The organism is Rhodococcus sp. DMU1 (genome assembly GCF_012272955.1).
GTDB classification, from domain to species: domain Bacteria; phylum Actinomycetota; class Actinomycetes; order Mycobacteriales; family Mycobacteriaceae; genus Rhodococcus; species Rhodococcus aetherivorans.
The window spans coordinates 96,291-112,709 of record NZ_CP050953.1; the positions used below are offsets into that span (position 1 = coordinate 96,291).

The following is a 16,419-nucleotide window of genomic DNA, read 5'->3' on the forward strand; positions in this document are numbered from 1 at the left end:
CGGGCGGACAGCCGCAGCCTTCTCCTGCCGGGAGAGTTCCGACTCGATCGCCTTGGTATCACGGTCTGACTTCAGACATGGGGTTCCCCGCCGCGCGAGGATCGCCTCAGCCCGAGCGTGTTGGGCCTGGTCAGGGCGATGCGCAGGAGTCCCGCGACACCGCTGTGGCCCGTGGCGCGTCACCGCGACACATACGAGGCCGCGATGCAGGCTCGACCCGTGCCCGCGGGAATCAGCCTCTCGTAGGTCTCCACGCCGGGCGGCGCCGCCAAGTGGGTCCGTCCAGCACGGGCGCGGGACGCAGAGGCGATCCTCTACCTGCACGGCGGTGGCTTCGTGATGGGCTCGATGGTGACGGCTCGCCCATCGCCGCCGACCTTGCGGCGTGGGCCGGGCGACCGGTACGCGTGCTCGACTACCCGCTCGCACCTGAAACCACGTTCCCTGAGCAGCCTCGTGCGGCAGCCCGCACCTGGGCTTGGCTCCTCGACCAGGTCGGAGATGTTCACGATCTGGTCATCGCCGGCGACTCCGCGGGGGCGCCCTCGCCGTCTCCACCGTGTTGCTGCTGCGCGAACAGCACCACCCACTGCCGGCCGCGTGCGTCCTGCTGTCGCCACTGCTCGACCTGCGCATGGACAATCCGGCACTCGATACGGCGCTTGCCGACGACCCCCAATTGCCCCGCTGGTTGCTCGGCTGGATGCGCGAGAGCTACCTGGGCGGCGTGACCGATCGGGACGACAGCCTCGCGTCTCCCGTACTCGCCGACCTCCGCGGGCTGCCGCGAACGCTGGTGCAGACCGCCGAGCTGGAGGCGCTTCGCCCGGACGCCGAGCTGTTCACCGCCCGCTGCGCAGAGTCCATGGTTGATTGCTCCCTTCAGGTCTGGCCCGGGATGATCCACGTCTGGCTCAACTTCACGCCCCGCCTGTCCGAAGCGGCCGAGGCGTTGCGGGCGGTGGCCGACTGCTGGCCGAACGACCATAAAGGCTCTGTCCGGTCAGTATACTTTCGTGATTTCTCGGCTACGCTGCTTTCCGATCGGGGACACGCGTCATAGCGACAACCGGGTGGTGCCGCGGCTGGTGCTCCCACTCCACCCCTCACCCGTCCAGGAGGACGTCATGACTCAAACTGATGCGCAGGCTTCGACCACCGAGGCGCTGGACCCGGACTAGATCGCCGCGAAGTACCTCGAAGAACGCGACAAACGGCTCCGAGCCGAGGGATTGGGCCAGTACATCACCGTCGACATCGACTCGGAGGTCGACCACGACCCGTTCGTCAAGGGGGTCGCCGAGCGCGCTGCGGTCACGGAGACCGTGGAGGTCCTCGTCGTGGGAGGTGGCTTCTCGGGGTTGATGGCAGCAGCCGAGTTGGTCCGCAGCGGTGTCCATGACATCCGGATCATCGAACGCGGAGCCAGCTTCGGAGGCACGTGGTACTGGAACCGGTACCCGGGCATCGCCTGCGACGTGGAGTCGGCGACCTATTTCCCCATGCTCGAGGAGATCGGCACGGTTCCGAGCGAGCGTTACGCGAACTGCGCCGAGATCCGCTCGCACGCCGAAGCCATCGCCCGCCGCTTCGACCTCGACGCGAAGGCGTTTTTCCAGACTCGCGTCAACGACCTCACCTGGGACGAGGGGACGAGCCGCTGGATCGCCACCACGACCCGCGGCGACCGGATCACGGCGCACCACGTGGCGCTCGCGACCGGAGGCCTCATCTCCAAGCCCAAGCTGCCCGGCGTGCCGGGTCTGATGGACTTCAAGGGCAAGTGGTTCCACACCAGCCGCTGGGACTACGACTACACCGGCGGTGACTCGTTCGGCGGCCTCACCGGCCTCGCCGGGAAGCGGGTCGCAATCATCGGCACTGGCGCCACCTCGCTCCAGGTCGTGCCCCACCTCGCCGAGGCGGCCGAATACCTGTACGTCGTCCAGCGCACCCCCAACGCCGTCGACATCCGCGGCAACGGGCCCACGGACCCTGACTGGTTCGCACGCCAGGCGCCCGGGTGGCAGACGGAGCGCATGGCCAACTTCGACTCGATCCTCGCGGGGATCCCCCAGGCCGAGGACCTGGTCGGCGACCAGTGGACCCAGATCTGGGGCTTCCCGCCGCTGGAGATGCCCGAGGACGGCTCGGCGCCCGACATGGACGCCTACATGCAGGCGATCATGGCCAACGACCTCAAGCAGATGGAGCGGATCCGCCAGCGCGTTGACGAGCTGGTCGACGACCCCGCGACAGCCGAGGCTCTCAAGCCCTGGCTCGCGACGCACTGCAAGCGCCCCGGCTTCCATGACAGCTACCTGCAGACCTTCAACCGCGCGAACGTGACCCTGGTCGACACCCAGGGCCGCGGCCTGGACCGGATCAGCGACCACGCATCCACTTCGACGACCCGGCCTACGAGGTCGACTGCATCATCTACGCAACTGGGTTCGAGGCAGCGATCTCCCCCGGCCGCTCGGGCGGCTTCGAGGTGCGTGGCCGCAGCGGCGTGCTCCTCGAGGATCGCTGGGCGGCAGGCGCGGCCAACCTCCATGGCATCTACACTCACGGTTTCCCCAACCTCCACGTCATCGGCGGGGTCCGCGGCGCCGCAGTGTCGATCAACATCCTGTACGTCAACCGCGAGCAGGCCCAGCACGTCGCGTCCGTGATTGCAGACCTCAACAACCGCGGGGTGGAGTCGTTCGAGATCACTGTCAAGGCCGAGTCGGACTGGCAGGACCGCATGGCGGAGAAGTCGGTCTACAACGAGGAGGCCACCCGCGCCTGCACCCCCGGCTTGTCGCGTACCGGGTCTGTTGGAGGGTCTCATCACACGGAAGGATGAGATCCATGGGAGCACCGCGAAAGTACCCGGAGGAGCTGAAGGAACGAGCGACGCGACTGGCAGTCGAGGCACGCCGCGATCCAGGATCCAAAACAGGAGCGATCAAGCGAATCGCTGATCAACTGGGCATCCACCCCGAGGCCCTGCGTACCTGGGTTCGTCAGGCCGAGATCGACGGTGGTGTCCGTCCGGGCACCACGACGGACGAGGCGAAACGCATTGCCGAACTCGAACGCGAGAACCGAGAGCTGCGGCGTGCCAACGAGATCCTGAAAACGGCCTCGGCGTTTTTCGCGGCAGCGGAGCTCGACCGCAAACTCAAGTGATCGTCGACTACATCGACGCCACAAAGCCGATTACGGGGTCGAGCCGATCTGCCGAGTCCTCGCACAGGCCGGAGTCCAGATCGCCCCGTCGACGTACTACGCAGCCAAAACCCGCCCACCATCGCCGAGGACGGTCCGCGACGGCGACCTGACCGAGCAGATCCACCGAGTCCACGCCGAGAACTACGCCGTCTACGGAGCCCGCAAGGTCCATGCAGAGCTGAATCGACAAGGAACCCGGGGCCCGGTGCACCGTCGAACGCTTGATGCGCACCGCAGGGCTTCGCGGTATCGGAAGGACGAAGAACCCGCGGACCACCATCGCCGCAGCGGACACCGACAGGCCCGCCGACCTGGTCAAACGCGGATTCACGGCCTCAGCGCCGGACCAACTGTGGGTTGCCGACATCACCTATGTCCGCACGTTCGCCGGATGGGTCTATGCGGCGTTCGTGATCGACGTGTTCTCTCGTCGCGTCGTCGGCTGGCAGCTGTCGACGAGTCTGCGCACCGATCTCGCCCTCGACGCACTAGAGATGGGCATCTGGACCCGCGAACATACAGGTCAGGACCTGCCGCGGTTGATCCACCACTCCGATCGCGGAGTGCAGTATCGAGCCGTTCGCTACACCCAGCGCCTCGCCGAGGCCGGCGCGGTCGCCTCGGTCGGCAGCTGTGGTGATTCGTACGACAATGCCCTCGCGGAAGCGTTCAACTCCCTGTTCAAGGCCGAACTGATCCGTAACAAGGGCCCCTGGCGATCGATCGACGACCTCGAGATCGCAGTGGCCGAGTACGTCGACTGGTTCAACTATCGCCGCCTCCACGGTGAAATCGGGATGATCCCGCCCGTCGAAGCCGAACAGTCCTACTACCATTCACACATCCCCGTCGGAACAACCGAGCGGGTCATCGAGAGCCTCCACTGAACCCGGGGCGCAACAGGTAGAGGCGACCTGACCGATATCGACAGTCGGTTCGGATGAAGATCCCCAACCACGACTATCACCTCGACGTGGGCGACTTGTCTGACATCGAGAAGTGGAACGCGCCACTCGCAGGCGTGGCGGCAATTTTCGCCACCACCCGGATTCGACGCCGCTGCACGGAACCGATTCTGGGGCAGGTTGTGATCCTGACCGGATCGTGGACCATACTGGAGTGAACCAACCGAACAGATCGCACAACTCGATTGCACGATCGGGTCCACAATCACAGCAGCGAAGCAGAGGTTTACATGGCTTCACGGGCACCAGCGGCGAAGCAGAAGCGACGCGAGGAGATCATCGATGTCGCGACAGCACTCCTCGGGAGCAAGGGCTACGGCCATACCACCATGGACGACATCGCGGCAGCCGCGAACGTCACCAAGCGCACGTTGTATCGCTATGTGCCCACCAAGCAGGATATCTTGCCGATGATTCACGAGCGGTTCCTTCGTGCCGCCGAGGATCTCAACTATCGATACAACAGCGAAGACGACCCCACGAAACAGGTGCTGACATTCATCCGCTCGTTCGTTACCGTGCTAGTCGAGCATCAGAACGCCGTCCGGGTTTTCTTCGAAGAGCAGTACAATCTTCCACCGGAGGCGCGATCGAAGATCGTCGATCGACGGGACGCCTTCGAACGCGGGTTCCGTGATCTGGTACGCGCTGGCCAACGGGCCGGCGCGTTCCGGCAATGGGACGTGGACATCGCGGCGTTCGGAGTCTTCGGTGCGGTCGGCAGCATTTATCTGTGGTATTCACCCTCGGGCGAATTCGGTATCGAAGAGCTCTCCGGTCTGATGTCGGACCTCTTGGTGGGCGGGCTTGCGGAGGCCGTCCCGCGCGCATCCAAACGGCCCCATAAACGGGCCTCTCGATTGGAACAAACCGCGGAAGCGGTCGGTGTGGAGCCGACGAAACTTCCTCCTCCGGTGATCGAGGCAGCAACTCGGTTGTTCGCGACACGAGGTTACCTGGAGACCAACACACGGGAGATCGCGGAGGCCGCAGGGGTCACGAAGAGTGGATTGTTCTATCACATCGGCTCGAAAGAAGACCTCCTCTATGCCCTCAACCTTCAATTCTGTCTGGCTCGTCTCGACGATCTCCGCCAAGTCCAGGCGTCGCAGGGCCTTGGCGACCCGGGGTCGCATTTTCGCCGATTGGTGATCAACCACAGTCGGATCATGGAGAAGGAATCCGCTTCCGTCCGGATCTCGCTCGATCAGCACCGATACCTCACCGAGGACAACCGCGCCCGGATCGACGCGTTGCACCGCCAGTACGTGGATGGTTTCGAGCGAGTGATTCGCGATGGTATCGACGCCGGTGTCTTCAAACGCGTGCATCCCCACGTTACGGCGCTCACGCTTCTCGGCATGCTCAACTGGATGTCACGGTGGTACCGGTCGAGCGGACGGTTGACCGCCAACCAGGTCGGCGCGGTCTTCGCCGACCTCTTCCTTCAAGGGCTGGCAGAGCCTTCATGATCTGGATCATCGGCTTGCCGAGCTGACGCAATGGCGCATGCGGACCGGGTCCAGGCACCGGGAAGCAATACCCGCTCGTCTTCGCGGCCCCGGCTCTGCGCGGTTCTGCTCGCGAGCTACCAGGACGCCGACAACGGCCAACGCGTCTCAATCGTGGCCCGGGCCGGTGTCGGTGCCACCGCGCCTGAGGTTCACCTGGCCGCCGCCGCTACGGCGGCCAGGCTTGCACTCGAGCTGCTCGTCGACCGTAAGGACGACCCGGTCGAGAGTCTTCCGACGCTGCTCGCGCGACTCCCGGACTGTCTGGCCGAGGCGATCGGATGACCGAACTGCAAGTGGATCTCAGACCAGCAGACAAGCCACCACCGGCACGGCGCCCGGGGCTCGGGCCCGGGAAGCGCAGGTCCGCGCCTCGCGCAGGGTCCGGTGCACGCTCCGAGCAATCGCTCCGGAAGTGTTCCTGTCAACGATGTCCGAAGGGATGATCGAGCGAATCGGCACCCAGAGTGAGCGCAAATTCACCCATCGATTCGCACTAACGTGTCGGCACGGCGGAGACGGAGTCTGGAGCTTCGCTCAGCGGAACGATCTTCGACCACACCGAACCCTTCCCGGACAAGAGAAGACGCGCGATCCGAGCGTCTCCGGACTCCGCGGTCCCCTCCTCGGCACGCCATGCCAGAACCGGCCGCGTCAACCTGTGAAGCGTGTGCTCCCGAGTCGTCCCCAATGCGCCCAAGACCTGATGCACGTTGCGGATGACGACCGACGAGGCGTGCCACATCAGAGAAGCAGCCACCGCAACGGGAAGCTGCAGCGCTGCGATATCATCGCCGGCATCGACAGCGGTCGCGACGGCGGCATCGAGCGAGAGTGTGGCAAGGGCACATTCCGCGGCGGCATCGACGACGAGGCGCTGCACGGCCTGCTGCGACCCGATCGACTTGCCGAACTGATTCCGTTCGGCTGAGTATCGCGTCGCGACACGGACCGACTCGGACATAGCGCCGGACATCTGTGCGGTACGGGCCAGGATCGTCCGTAGCCGCATCACCTCGACCGTCGTCGGGTCGATGGCAGTCGAGGCAATCACCGAGGGATCGAAACTCACGTGGTCGTAGCTGCGGCCGGACAGATCGCGATGTGGCTCGATCCGGACCTGTGAGTTCTCGGGACTCACCGAGCAGGCTCGCCACCCGTGCGTGTCTTCCCAGACCACTACGAGAGTATCCGCGACGCTTGCCCACGGGACTCGACCACTCACTTCCAGATGATTGCCGGGTCGTGGTGAGCTACGCATCGAGGCCGCGGTGGCGATGCCAGTACACGGAAGACCGGTCCGCTGAGACAGCCACCGCGCCACGAGATCGTGCTCCGCATACGGTATCGGTGCGGCGTACTGCGCCGCGGTCCGCAGGAGAACCGCCGATTCGGCCCAGGTCCCGCCCTCAGGCGTCGACGTCAGTTCCGCGAGTCCGAGCTCCTCGAGCCGGCGCCAGAGCTCCATATCGAGATCGCCGTCTGTGGCGACCGATCGACGGCGCTGCCAATCGGCGAAGATCTGGTCGATGAGCGTGACCACATCAGGGTCGGCTGTGTGCTTGCTGTGCATGTGAAGCTCCGTCTTCGCGCTGGTGGATGTGATAGGCCTCAGCGGAGCCCGAGAATCCGAGCCACGATGCCCCGAAGGATTTCGTTGGTTCCGCCACGCAGGGTGAAGCCGGGGCGTGCGAGCAGCGCCTCGTCCAAGGTGTCGCGCAGCGAGGCCGAATGTTCTCCGGCATTGAGGGCGTAGGCGAGATCCTCGAGAACATCGCCTTCTGTCATGGTGCCGAGCAACTTGACCACCGACGACTCGAAATCGGCGCTCTCGCCGCTGCTCAGTTTGACGGCGACCTGTGCCGAGGCATGATGGAGCGCGATCACGCGTGCCAGATTCCGGCCCAGAGCGGGCGTCGGCGCGAAATCACCGGCTCGAACAGCATCGGCGCACAATTCCAGGACCGGCTGCACCGAGAGGAAACGCTCCGGACCCGATCGTTCATAACCGAGTTCTGCGATGACCTGCTGCCAGCCCTCACCCACGACGCCGAGAACCTGGTGGTCGGGGATGAAGACATCGTCGAGCACGACTTCGTTGAAGTCGTGCCGGCCGTGGAGCGAGACTATGGGGCTGATGTTCACACCGGGTGCTCGCAGATCGACCAGTACCTGACTGAGCCCATCATGACGCCGAGATTTCGGGTCGGTGCGTACCAGGGCGAGCAGGAAATCTGCCCGGTGCGCATGTGACGTCCACACCTTGCGGCCGCTGACGTGCCAACCTCCGCGAGTCCTGCGGCCACGGGTGGCGACGGCGGCGAGATCCGATCCGGCCTCCGGTTCGGACATGCCGATCGAGAAGGCCAGCTCTCCAGCGGCGATCGCCGGGAGATACCTCTTTTTCTGAGCGTCGGTCCCGTGTTTGAGAAGCCCGGGTGCGATCTGTCGGTCGGCAAACCAATGCGCGGCGACAGGCGCACCCGCCGCGAGCAGCTCCTCGGTGACAACGAACCGCTCGAGGTACGTCCGGCCTTGCCCGCCGTACTCAGTTGGAACGGTCATCCCGACGAAGCCCGCGGCGGCCGCACGACGGCTGAAGTCACGGTCGAAACCGGACATCCACGAATCGACCTGGGGTCGGAAGCCGCCCGTCGCGAGCTCCTTCTCGACGAAACGGCGGGTGGCAGAACGAAGGGCCGTCAGATCACCCGCGGGCGGCAGACGCAATGGGGCCTCGTCGGCCGGCCGGTATGAGAGAGTCATGACAGTGCTCGCAGCATCGTCGCGGTACCCAGACCACCACCACAGCACATGGTGACGATTGCTCGCTCGTGTCCCGATTCGGCGAGTTCGTGGGCGGCCGTCAAGAGAAGCCTGGCTCCGGTGGCGCCGACCGGATGGCCGAGCGCGATGGCACCACCGTTGACGTTGACCGCATCCAAGGTTGCTCCCTCGGGGCGGAATTCCTCCAACCACGCGCCCAAAACGCTGGCAAAAGCTTCGTTCACCTCGACGACTCCCACCTCGTCCAGACCGACCTGGGAGCGCGCCAGCAGGCGCTTCGTAGCCGGGATGGGGCCCGTCAGCTTGATGACCGGGTCGACACCGACCAGCACCTGATGTTCGATCTCGGCCAACGGCGTCAAGTTGTTGTCCCGCGCGAAACGATCGGAAACGACCACCACGCAGGATGCGCCATCGGACACCTGTGAGGAATTGCCCGCAGTCAGTACGCCGCCAGGATCGAAGACGGGCTTGAGCCGAGACAACGTCTCCATTGTCGACGGCCTGGGTCCTTCATCGGTGTCGATTTCTCCGACCGCTGTGATCTCCCGGGTGAACCGGCCGGCAGCGATGGCTGCCGCGGCGCGCTCCTGTGAGGCGACGGCAATCTCGTCACACCGGATCCGATCCAGCTTCCATCGCTGGGCGATACGTTCTGCGGCCTCGCCTTGACCGGTCACCTCGAAGCGCTCGCGGTACTCGGCCGAATATGGATCCCCCATCCCTGATCCGACATCCTGTCCCAGCGGGTGGCTGCTCATGTGCTCCAGTCCGGCACACAGCACGACGTCGGCCACGCCGCTGGCGACGAGACCGGCCGCGAGGTGCACTGCTTGCTGGCTCGATCCGCATTTCGCATCGATTGTGGTGGCGGGCACTGCTACTGGCAGTCCCGACGTGAGCCAGGCGGTCCGTCCGACATTGTTCGCCTGATCACCCGCTGTGGTTACGCACCCGGTGATCACCTGATCAACCTTTCCGGCATCAATGGCGAGTGAGTCGAGGGTTGCGCGCATGAGCCCGCCGAGAAGCTCGGCAGGATGTGCGCCGGCGAGCCGACCGTTCCGCCGCCCGATGGGTGTCCGTGAACCGCCGGCCAGCAGCGCGTTGGCCATGTGAAACCACCTCCATAGGTGTTGTCTCATCACCGAATGCTCGGAGAGAGCCTTGCGAACAGGTGTCCTGATCAGTCAGTATACACATTGGACATTCGCCTGCTCCCGCCTTCGTGGTTGCGGGACTACTGGCATATCGGCAACAAGGAGGCTCGTGCACATGGGTGGAATCAACGTGGATATGAACGGCAAGGTGGCCGTCGTTACCGGATCGACTTCCGGCATCGGCCGTGCCATTGCCGACCTTCTTGCAGAGGCGGGCGCCACGGTCGTCATCCTCGGACGTGACGCCGAGCGTGCCCGAGCCGTCGCAAAGGAAATCGGCTCTGGTGCTATAGGATACGGTGTCGATATCTCGCAGAACGATAGTGTGCTGCGTATGCGCGATGAGGTCATGGCGCGGTTCGGCACTGTTCCTCTTCTGGTCAATAATGCCGGGCTCGACCGATATGGCGCTTTCCTCGACAACGAACCTGCGGTCTGGCCCGAGCTCATCGACGTCAACTACCTTGGTCCGGTGCAGGTGACGCATGCTTTCCTGCAGGGCATGGTCGATGCGGGCGGTGGCCGCATCGTTAATGTCTCGAGCGATGCCGGACGCGTGGGGAACGGCGGCGAGACGGTTTACGCCGGCACCAAAGGTGCCATGATCTCGTTCACCAAATCACTTGCGCGCGAGGTGGCGCAGCACGACATCACTGTCAACTGCGTCTGCCCGGGCCCGACTCGAACACCACTCTTCGATGCCAACATCCCGATCCGTAAGCAGGAAGCGCTTGCGCGTGCGACGCCCATGCGCCGAATTGCCGTTCCGGAGGATGTCGCCGGAGCAGTGCTCTTCTTCGCATCCGAGCTCGCCAGCTTCATCACGGGGCAGGTTCTCAGCACGAGCGGCGGACTGACCATGGTCGATTGACCCACCGCTCGGATTTGCACGGTGAGACAACGGAGCCGTCACCATTACGTCGTATTCGAGCCATGCGACCTCCCCGATAGGTCCGAGCGATGAAATCTGTCCGATCAGTATATATAAACACCGATGTGAGCTAGATTACCTCTCGCATGATCATGCTGGCCATCACCTCGGTTGAGCGGCTCCGACAAGTTCAGGAGTCACGAAGAGCGACATGCCTTCTGTGACTCCGCTCCACATCCACCAGGAGTTCGAATGTCACTTCCCCCATCGAAATCGAGCGAAAGAAGAACCGCTGTCGTCACGGCGATCTGCTTCGCCGCACTTGTCTTCGACGGCTACGACATGGTTGTGTACGGCTCTGTCGTACCTTCCTTGCTCGAGGTCCCGCAATGGAACCTCTCACCCCAACAAGCCGGTGCCATAGGAAGTTATGCGCTCTTCGGCATGTTTTTCGGGGCGATCGCCGCCGGAACTCTGACCGACTTCATCGGACGACGACGTGTGCTGATCGGATGCATTACGTGGTTTTCAGCACTGATGATCCCGGTCGCCTTGGCGCCGACGCCTGAACTGCTCGGTCTGTTCCGATTCCTGGCCGGACTGGGTCTCGGTGGGCTCGTCCCCACAACCATCGCGTTGGTCGTCGAGACAGCGCCCAAGGAGCGGCGGAACCTGATCAACTCGATCATGTTGGCCGGATTCCCGGCGGGCGGGATGCTGGCCGCTTTCGCGACTATTCTCCTACTGGAGCCGATCGGATTCAGGGGCATGTTCATGCTCGGTGCGCTGCCCTTGGTCACCCTGGTTCCGCTGGCGGTATGGTTGCTGCCGGAGTCGACTGATTTCACCGCAGCGCGTTCAGCGCGTTCGGATCGGAGCGATTCGGCAACTTCTGAATCCGGTACTGTTCGAGACCTGTTCAGAGGACGAACCTCAGTGGCCGCGACGCTCCTGGCGATTTCCATAGCGTCGGGTCTCTGCCTCAACTACGCACTGAATACCTGGTTGCCCAAACTCATGCAAGGTGCCGGCTATGAACTCGGCTCAGCCTTGACATTCCTTCTGGTACTGAACTTCGGCGGCGTTCTCGGCGGACTGTTCGGATCTGCTCTTGCCGATCTGCGTGGGGGAAAGTGGGTGGCGTGTGGAATGTTCCTGATCGCCGGACTGTCGTTGTTCGTCGTTTCGATTCCAAAGCCGATTGTGCTGACGTATCTGGTCATCGGGATCTCGGGAGCGACAGTCCTTGGCGCAGGCATCGTCGTCTACGGCTATATCGCGACGCATTTCCCGACCGGTTACCGAGCCACCGCCCTCGGGTTCACTTCTGGTTTCGGGCGATTGGGGGCCATCGCAGGACCGCTCATCGGTGGTGCGCTAGTGGCAGCGGCGGCGGGACTCACTGCCAGCGTCGCGGTCTTCGCCGCGATAGCCACACTCGGTGCACTAGCTGTCGTGCTCGTCCCGTCTGTCCGCGAAAGCCCCACAGGCACATCGTCGCCCGCGCAGATGGACAAGTCTCTTGTTCAGCCGTAGGTCGATGGCCCTGCCGATTCACAGACCCCGCCGCATCGGGTCGCACTGAAGGACAAGCAATCATGAGCGGACTTTTCGAGGGCAAGGTCGCCCTCATCACGGGTGCGGCCCGAGGCCAAGGGCGAAGTCATGCACTCCGACTCGCGGACGAAGGCGCCGACATCATCGCGATCGACATCGCATCCCAGATCGACAGCGTCCAGTACGCCATGGCAACACCGGAGGACCTCGCACAAACCGCCGCCGATGTCGAGGCCCGTGATCGCCGGATCGCCACCTACCAGACCGATGTGCGCGACTCGGATGCGCTGAAGGAAGCAATCAATGCGGGCGTCGCAGAACTCGGCCGCCTCGACATCGTCATCGCCAACGCGGGCATCGTCGCATTCTCAGCGAACGAGCCGGACCCATTGGCCGCGTTCGAGGACACGATCGCCACCAATCTCGCCGGGGTTCGACACACCGTCCAGGCTGCCGCGCCTCATCTTATCCAACAATGGAACGGAGGCGCGATCGTCCTGATCAGTTCCACACAGGGTCTCTCGGGCCGCGGTGGCAACGGATCCGGCGCCATGGACGGTTACGTCGCCGCCAAGCACGGTGTGGTGGGATTGATGCGCTCGTACGCCAACTGGCTGGCGCCGTACCGGATTCGGGTGAATTCGATACATCCGACCGGCGTGAACACGCCCATGGTGGCGAACGAGGCGGTCATGGAATTCCTCAATTCGTCTCCGAGCGTGGGCGCGGCACTGACCAACCTCATGCCGGTCGACATGGTAGAGCCGGCGGATGTCAGCAACGCGGTCGTCTTCCTGGTCTCCGACAATGCACGCTACATCACGGGAGTGACGCTTCCAGTCGACGCGGGGTTCCTGGTCAAATAGTCACCTGAAATGCCGCGGCGGGCGATGGGCTCCCTATCGGGAGTGCATCGCCCACCGCGGTGTCTGTTCCGTCCGCTTGCACTGTGCGCTTACGAAGCACTCGGGGCGCTCTGTGCTCGCCCCTTGCCAGCGGCTCGTACTCGCTCGTTTCGCGGTGGTCGGCGTCTCCGGGTGCGATACGAAGCGTCGCCTTGATCTCGCGGATAACCCGACCGGCGCCGACATCATCGCGAACGACATCGCGTCCCAGAGCGAAAACGTGCATCCCGCCATGGCCGCGTTCGAGGTCACGTCGCCACGCATCTCGCCGGTGTTCGACACACCGTCCAGGCCGCTGCGCCTCATCTCATCCAACAAGGGGACGGAGGCGCGATCGTCCTGATCAGATCCACACAGGGCCTCTCGGGCCGCGGGGGCAACGGAACGCCGGGGTTCTTGGTCGAGTAGTCACGTGAAAAGCCGCGGCGGGCGATGCGCTCCTTATCGGAAGTGCATCACCCACCGCGGTGTCCGCGTCGGCCCGCTGCCTCGTGAGCCGCGGTCGGCCGCGGTGCCTGTCCCCGCACGCTCACCGTGCGCTGTCGAAGCTCTTGCGGTACTCGGGGCGCTCTGTGCTCGCCACCTGCCGGCGCAGCTCGTACTCGTTCGCCTCGCGATGGTCGGCGTAGCCGGGTGCAATACGAAGCGTCTCCTTGATCTCGCGGATCAACCCGACCGGCGCATCCGCGAGCCGGTCGCACATGTCGATGCCTGTCTGAAGGAGTTCGGCGTCGGGTACGCACTTCCATGCGAGGCCCAGCTCCGCTGCCCGGCGGCCGCGAAGCGGAGCACCGAACAGCGTCATCGCCGCGGCCACCTGGGGTGATGTCGCGCGGTCGAGCATCCAGGTATGACCACCACCCGGGTGGATCGGGATCGAGATGAATCGTGAGTCGAATACGGCCGACTCTGCGGCGACACGTACATCACAGGCCAACGCCAGGTTGAATCCAGCACCCACCGCGGGGCCGTTGACAGCGGCGATCGTTGGCAGGCCGAGGTCGCGTACGGTCAGGAACGCGGAGTAGACCTGACGCAGAGCGGACTCGTCGGCGGTCCGCAGCACCGTACGATCCGCGCCCGCACAGAACGCCGAGCCGCTGCCGGTGAGGACGACCGCGTGCACAGATTCGTCGCGGTCCAACCCCGTCAGTGCGTCGGTGAGTTCAGCGGCCATCGTCAGTGAAATCGCGTTGCGGCAGGAGGGATCGTCGAGAGTCACGACCGCTGTCGGGCCGACGTGCTCTATCCGAACGGTTTTCATATATGTCTCCGTGGATCTCGCTCGACTCGACGAATGCTGTCTGACGTCGTCGTCAGATCAGCCGTCCGATGTCGGGAGCGGTCAGCGGGTTGCGGCGTCCAGTTCATACTCACCGATCTCTGGATCTTTGGTCCGCTCCCACAAATCGATCAACCGCCACGGTGAATTGGTCACGACGCGGCCGCTGTCATTGCGGTACCAGGTTTTCATTCCGCGGTGCGTCCAGATGAGACTCTCGTGCGCCACGTCGATCTCGGCGTTGTACTGATCGCGGAGGTCTTCGCGGCATTCGATGGTCTTGGCGCCGCGCTCGATCATCTCGGCGATGAGATTCATGATGTAGCGCACGTGGCATTCGGTGATGAACACGAGGCTTCCACCGTGACCGAGGTTGGTGTTCGGGCCGTACAGCATGAACATGTTGGGGAAGCCCCGTTCGGTCATGCCCAGATAGGCACGCGCATCGTCGTGGCCCCACTGCGTCCTCAGCTGTACACTGTCGCGACCCCGAACCTCGTACGACCCCAGCAGGTTGAGGCTGTCGAAACCAGTAGCGTAGATGATCACGTCGACGTCGTACTCGGTACCGTCGGCGGTACGGACCGAGTCGGTCCCGATACCCGCGACCCCACTTGTCTCCAGGGTGACGTGCGGGAGCTTGAGAGAATCGAACCACCCATTGTCGAGTAGCATCCGCTTACCGAATGGTGGATAGCTCGGCAGTGCCTTCTCGATGAGGTCGGGCCGGCCCTCGAGTTGCCTCTGGAAGTACTTCGTGAAGTACTCACGGTGTCCGTCGTTGGTCGGATTCACCGCAGTGGCATTGTCGCGCCAATCTGGGTGGATGACGAGACTTTCGTACACTTTGTCACCAAATATCCATGCCTGGCGCATCCGATACCATGCCGCGTAGTACGGCACGTGATCCATCAAGTAATGCGTGGCATCCGACACATCGCGGCTGTAAGTCGTATTCGGCGCGATCCATTGCGGCGATCGCTGAAAGACGACAAGCGATTCGACGGTTTCCGCTATTGCGGGTACCAACTGCATGGCACTGGCACCGGTGCCGATAACTGCCACCTTGCGCCCGCGCAGGTCCAGATCGGCCGGCCAGCGAGCCGAATGAAACTGCTCATGAGCGAAGGTGTCCTGCCCGGGGATCTTGGGGATCTTGGGTTGGTTCAGCTGGCCCACCGCGGATACGAGAAAAGTCGATTCCACGTGGAGTTCGGAGCCGTCGGAATCGGTACCGGACACGTGCCACGTGCCGGAACCCTCGTCGAACTTGGCATCCTCGACGCGCACACCGAATCGGATGTGCTCGAGCAGTCCGAACTTTTCGGCGGTTGCAGCCAGATACGCTTGAACATTGTCGCGCTTGGCGTAGTACTGAGGCCAGTTCGTCGGGTTGTAGGAGAAGGAATACCAGTAACTCGGTGTGTCGACCCCGCAGTCCGGGTATCGATTCTCGAACCATGTTCCGCCCAGATCCTGGTTCTTCTCCAGAATCGTAAAGGCGATGCCCGCTTCCTTGAGTTGGACACCCATACTGATGCCGGACATTCCCGCCCCGACAATGGTGACAGAGTACTCCGAACGCTGCGGTAGCTCGGAGAAGCGCTCCTTGTCGTACCGGGGACGAAGACCCATCTCCTCGGCCATCAGACCGGCGTACTGCTCGCCGACGGGTTCGCCCATGCACACGCTCATGATGCGTACGAGATCATCGTCGTCGAGTTCGCGTTCGGGCTGACCCGTGTCGTACCACCGCATGACCTCAGCCAGGGCGGCAGCCCTGACCTCGGCCTGTGCGCCTTCGTCCAATCCGCCGGTGGAGTTGTCCGACAAACCCTTGGTGCGGCTTGGCGCGTAGGGGGGGCGCAACCAACGCTCCTCGTCGGTGAGGTGCGCCAATACGGCGACAAGTGTCGGGATATTGGCGTCCTGCAACGCCTCCTCGAGTCGCTCCGGGTCGATGAGCTGGCGGCCAGCAGCCTTCCCTAGCGTGACGATCTGCTCGAAGGGTCGGTGGCCGGTGCTTGCGGACAGCGTCACTTCGCACCTCTTTCTCTTAGGTATCCTGTGCGGTCAGTATATACATAAGTCGAGCCGCGGGTGAAATGGTTGAGGGAATGCGCCGAGGAGTTGACCTGATGCGGACCGCCGCCGAGGTGCCC

At 63.7% G+C, this 16,419-nt stretch carries 14 protein-coding genes, 2 pseudogenes and 1 other annotated feature; of the genes and pseudogenes, 11 read left to right on the forward strand and 5 right to left on the reverse strand.

All coding sequences use genetic code 11. The features are described from left to right. The first annotated feature begins 77 nt into the window (after positions 1–77). The 7 genes and pseudogenes from HFP48_RS31805 to HFP48_RS28550 all read left to right on the forward strand — a co-directional run bounded on the left by HFP48_RS31805 (position 78) and on the right by HFP48_RS28550 (position 5,980). Positions 78–1,063, forward strand: a pseudogene (locus HFP48_RS31805) (alpha/beta hydrolase). A gap of 169 nt (positions 1,064–1,232) precedes the next feature. Further along, positions 1,233–2,675: an NAD(P)/FAD-dependent oxidoreductase gene (locus HFP48_RS28525; RefSeq protein WP_168580754.1), complete on the forward strand. Its 1,443-nt coding sequence runs from the start codon at positions 1,233–1,235 to the stop codon at positions 2,673–2,675. Beyond that, positions 2,618–2,851: a hypothetical protein gene (locus HFP48_RS28530; RefSeq protein ID WP_168580755.1), complete on the forward strand. Its 234-nt coding sequence runs from the start codon at positions 2,618–2,620 to the stop codon at positions 2,849–2,851. The genes HFP48_RS28525 and HFP48_RS28530 overlap by 58 nt, the downstream gene beginning before the upstream one ends. Positions 2,852–2,856: 5 nt before the next feature. Then, a pseudogene (locus HFP48_RS28535) lies at positions 2,857–4,106 on the forward strand (IS3 family transposase). Further along, positions 3,135–3,265 (forward strand) — a sequence feature (AL1L pseudoknot). Its footprint overlaps the pseudogene before it by 131 nt. Positions 4,107–4,159: 53 nt before the next feature. Continuing rightward, complete coding sequence (locus HFP48_RS28540; RefSeq protein ID WP_168580756.1) at positions 4,160–4,342, forward strand: hypothetical protein; 183 nt, start codon at positions 4,160–4,162, stop codon at positions 4,340–4,342. 72 nt (positions 4,343–4,414) lie between these two features. After that, on the forward strand, positions 4,415–5,656 hold the full coding sequence (locus HFP48_RS28545; RefSeq protein ID WP_168580757.1) for a TetR family transcriptional regulator: 1,242 nt from the start codon (positions 4,415–4,417) through the stop codon (positions 5,654–5,656). Between the two features lie 30 nt (positions 5,657–5,686). After that, entirely contained in the window at positions 5,687–5,980 is a 294-nt protein-coding gene (locus tag HFP48_RS28550) for a hypothetical protein (RefSeq protein ID WP_168580758.1), read from the forward strand. A gap of 211 nt (positions 5,981–6,191) precedes the next feature. Here HFP48_RS28550 and HFP48_RS28555 read toward each other — a convergent pair whose 3' ends face one another. Genes HFP48_RS28555 through HFP48_RS28565 form a run of 3 tightly spaced genes read right to left on the reverse strand, consistent with a single transcriptional unit; the run spans position 6,192 to position 9,597 of the window. After that, entirely contained in the window at positions 6,192–7,268 is a 1,077-nt protein-coding gene (locus HFP48_RS28555; RefSeq protein WP_168580759.1) for an acyl-CoA dehydrogenase family protein, read from the reverse strand. Between the two features lie 38 nt (positions 7,269–7,306). After that, positions 7,307–8,461, reverse strand: coding sequence for an acyl-CoA dehydrogenase family protein (locus HFP48_RS28560; protein WP_168580760.1), 1,155 nt, complete (start codon positions 8,459–8,461; stop codon positions 7,307–7,309). Beyond that, complete coding sequence (locus HFP48_RS28565) at positions 8,458–9,597, reverse strand: acetyl-CoA C-acyltransferase (protein WP_168580761.1); 1,140 nt, start codon at positions 9,595–9,597, stop codon at positions 8,458–8,460. Before HFP48_RS28565 ends, HFP48_RS28560 begins: the two co-directional genes overlap by 4 nt. A 160-nt stretch (positions 9,598–9,757) precedes the next feature. Between HFP48_RS28565 and HFP48_RS28570 the strand changes: the two genes are divergently transcribed. From HFP48_RS28570 to HFP48_RS31330, 4 genes are all read left to right on the forward strand, one after another. Then, positions 9,758–10,513 (forward strand): glucose 1-dehydrogenase, encoded by a 756-nt coding sequence (locus HFP48_RS28570; protein ID WP_246872605.1) that lies wholly within the window; start codon positions 9,758–9,760, stop codon positions 10,511–10,513. A 252-nt stretch (positions 10,514–10,765) separates the two neighbouring features. Further along, entirely contained in the window at positions 10,766–12,049 is a 1,284-nt protein-coding gene (locus HFP48_RS28575) for an MFS transporter (RefSeq protein WP_168580762.1), read from the forward strand. A gap of 62 nt (positions 12,050–12,111) precedes the next feature. Beyond that, a complete protein-coding gene (locus HFP48_RS28580; protein ID WP_168580763.1) occupies positions 12,112–12,936 on the forward strand; it encodes a mycofactocin-coupled SDR family oxidoreductase in 825 nt (274 codons plus the stop codon). A 154-nt stretch (positions 12,937–13,090) separates the two neighbouring features. Beyond that, on the forward strand, positions 13,091–13,318 hold the full coding sequence (locus HFP48_RS31330; RefSeq protein ID WP_210432849.1) for a hypothetical protein: 228 nt from the start codon (positions 13,091–13,093) through the stop codon (positions 13,316–13,318). A 186-nt stretch (positions 13,319–13,504) separates the two neighbouring features. On the opposite strand, the gene HFP48_RS28590 is transcribed toward HFP48_RS31330, so the two are convergent. Beyond that, complete coding sequence (locus HFP48_RS28590) at positions 13,505–14,239, reverse strand: enoyl-CoA hydratase-related protein (RefSeq protein ID WP_168580764.1); 735 nt, start codon at positions 14,237–14,239, stop codon at positions 13,505–13,507. Positions 14,240–14,320: 81 nt separating this feature from the next. Beyond that, positions 14,321–16,297: an NAD(P)/FAD-dependent oxidoreductase gene (locus tag HFP48_RS28595; RefSeq protein ID WP_168580765.1), complete on the reverse strand. Its 1,977-nt coding sequence runs from the start codon at positions 16,295–16,297 to the stop codon at positions 14,321–14,323. Positions 16,298–16,419: the final 122 nt, after the last annotated feature.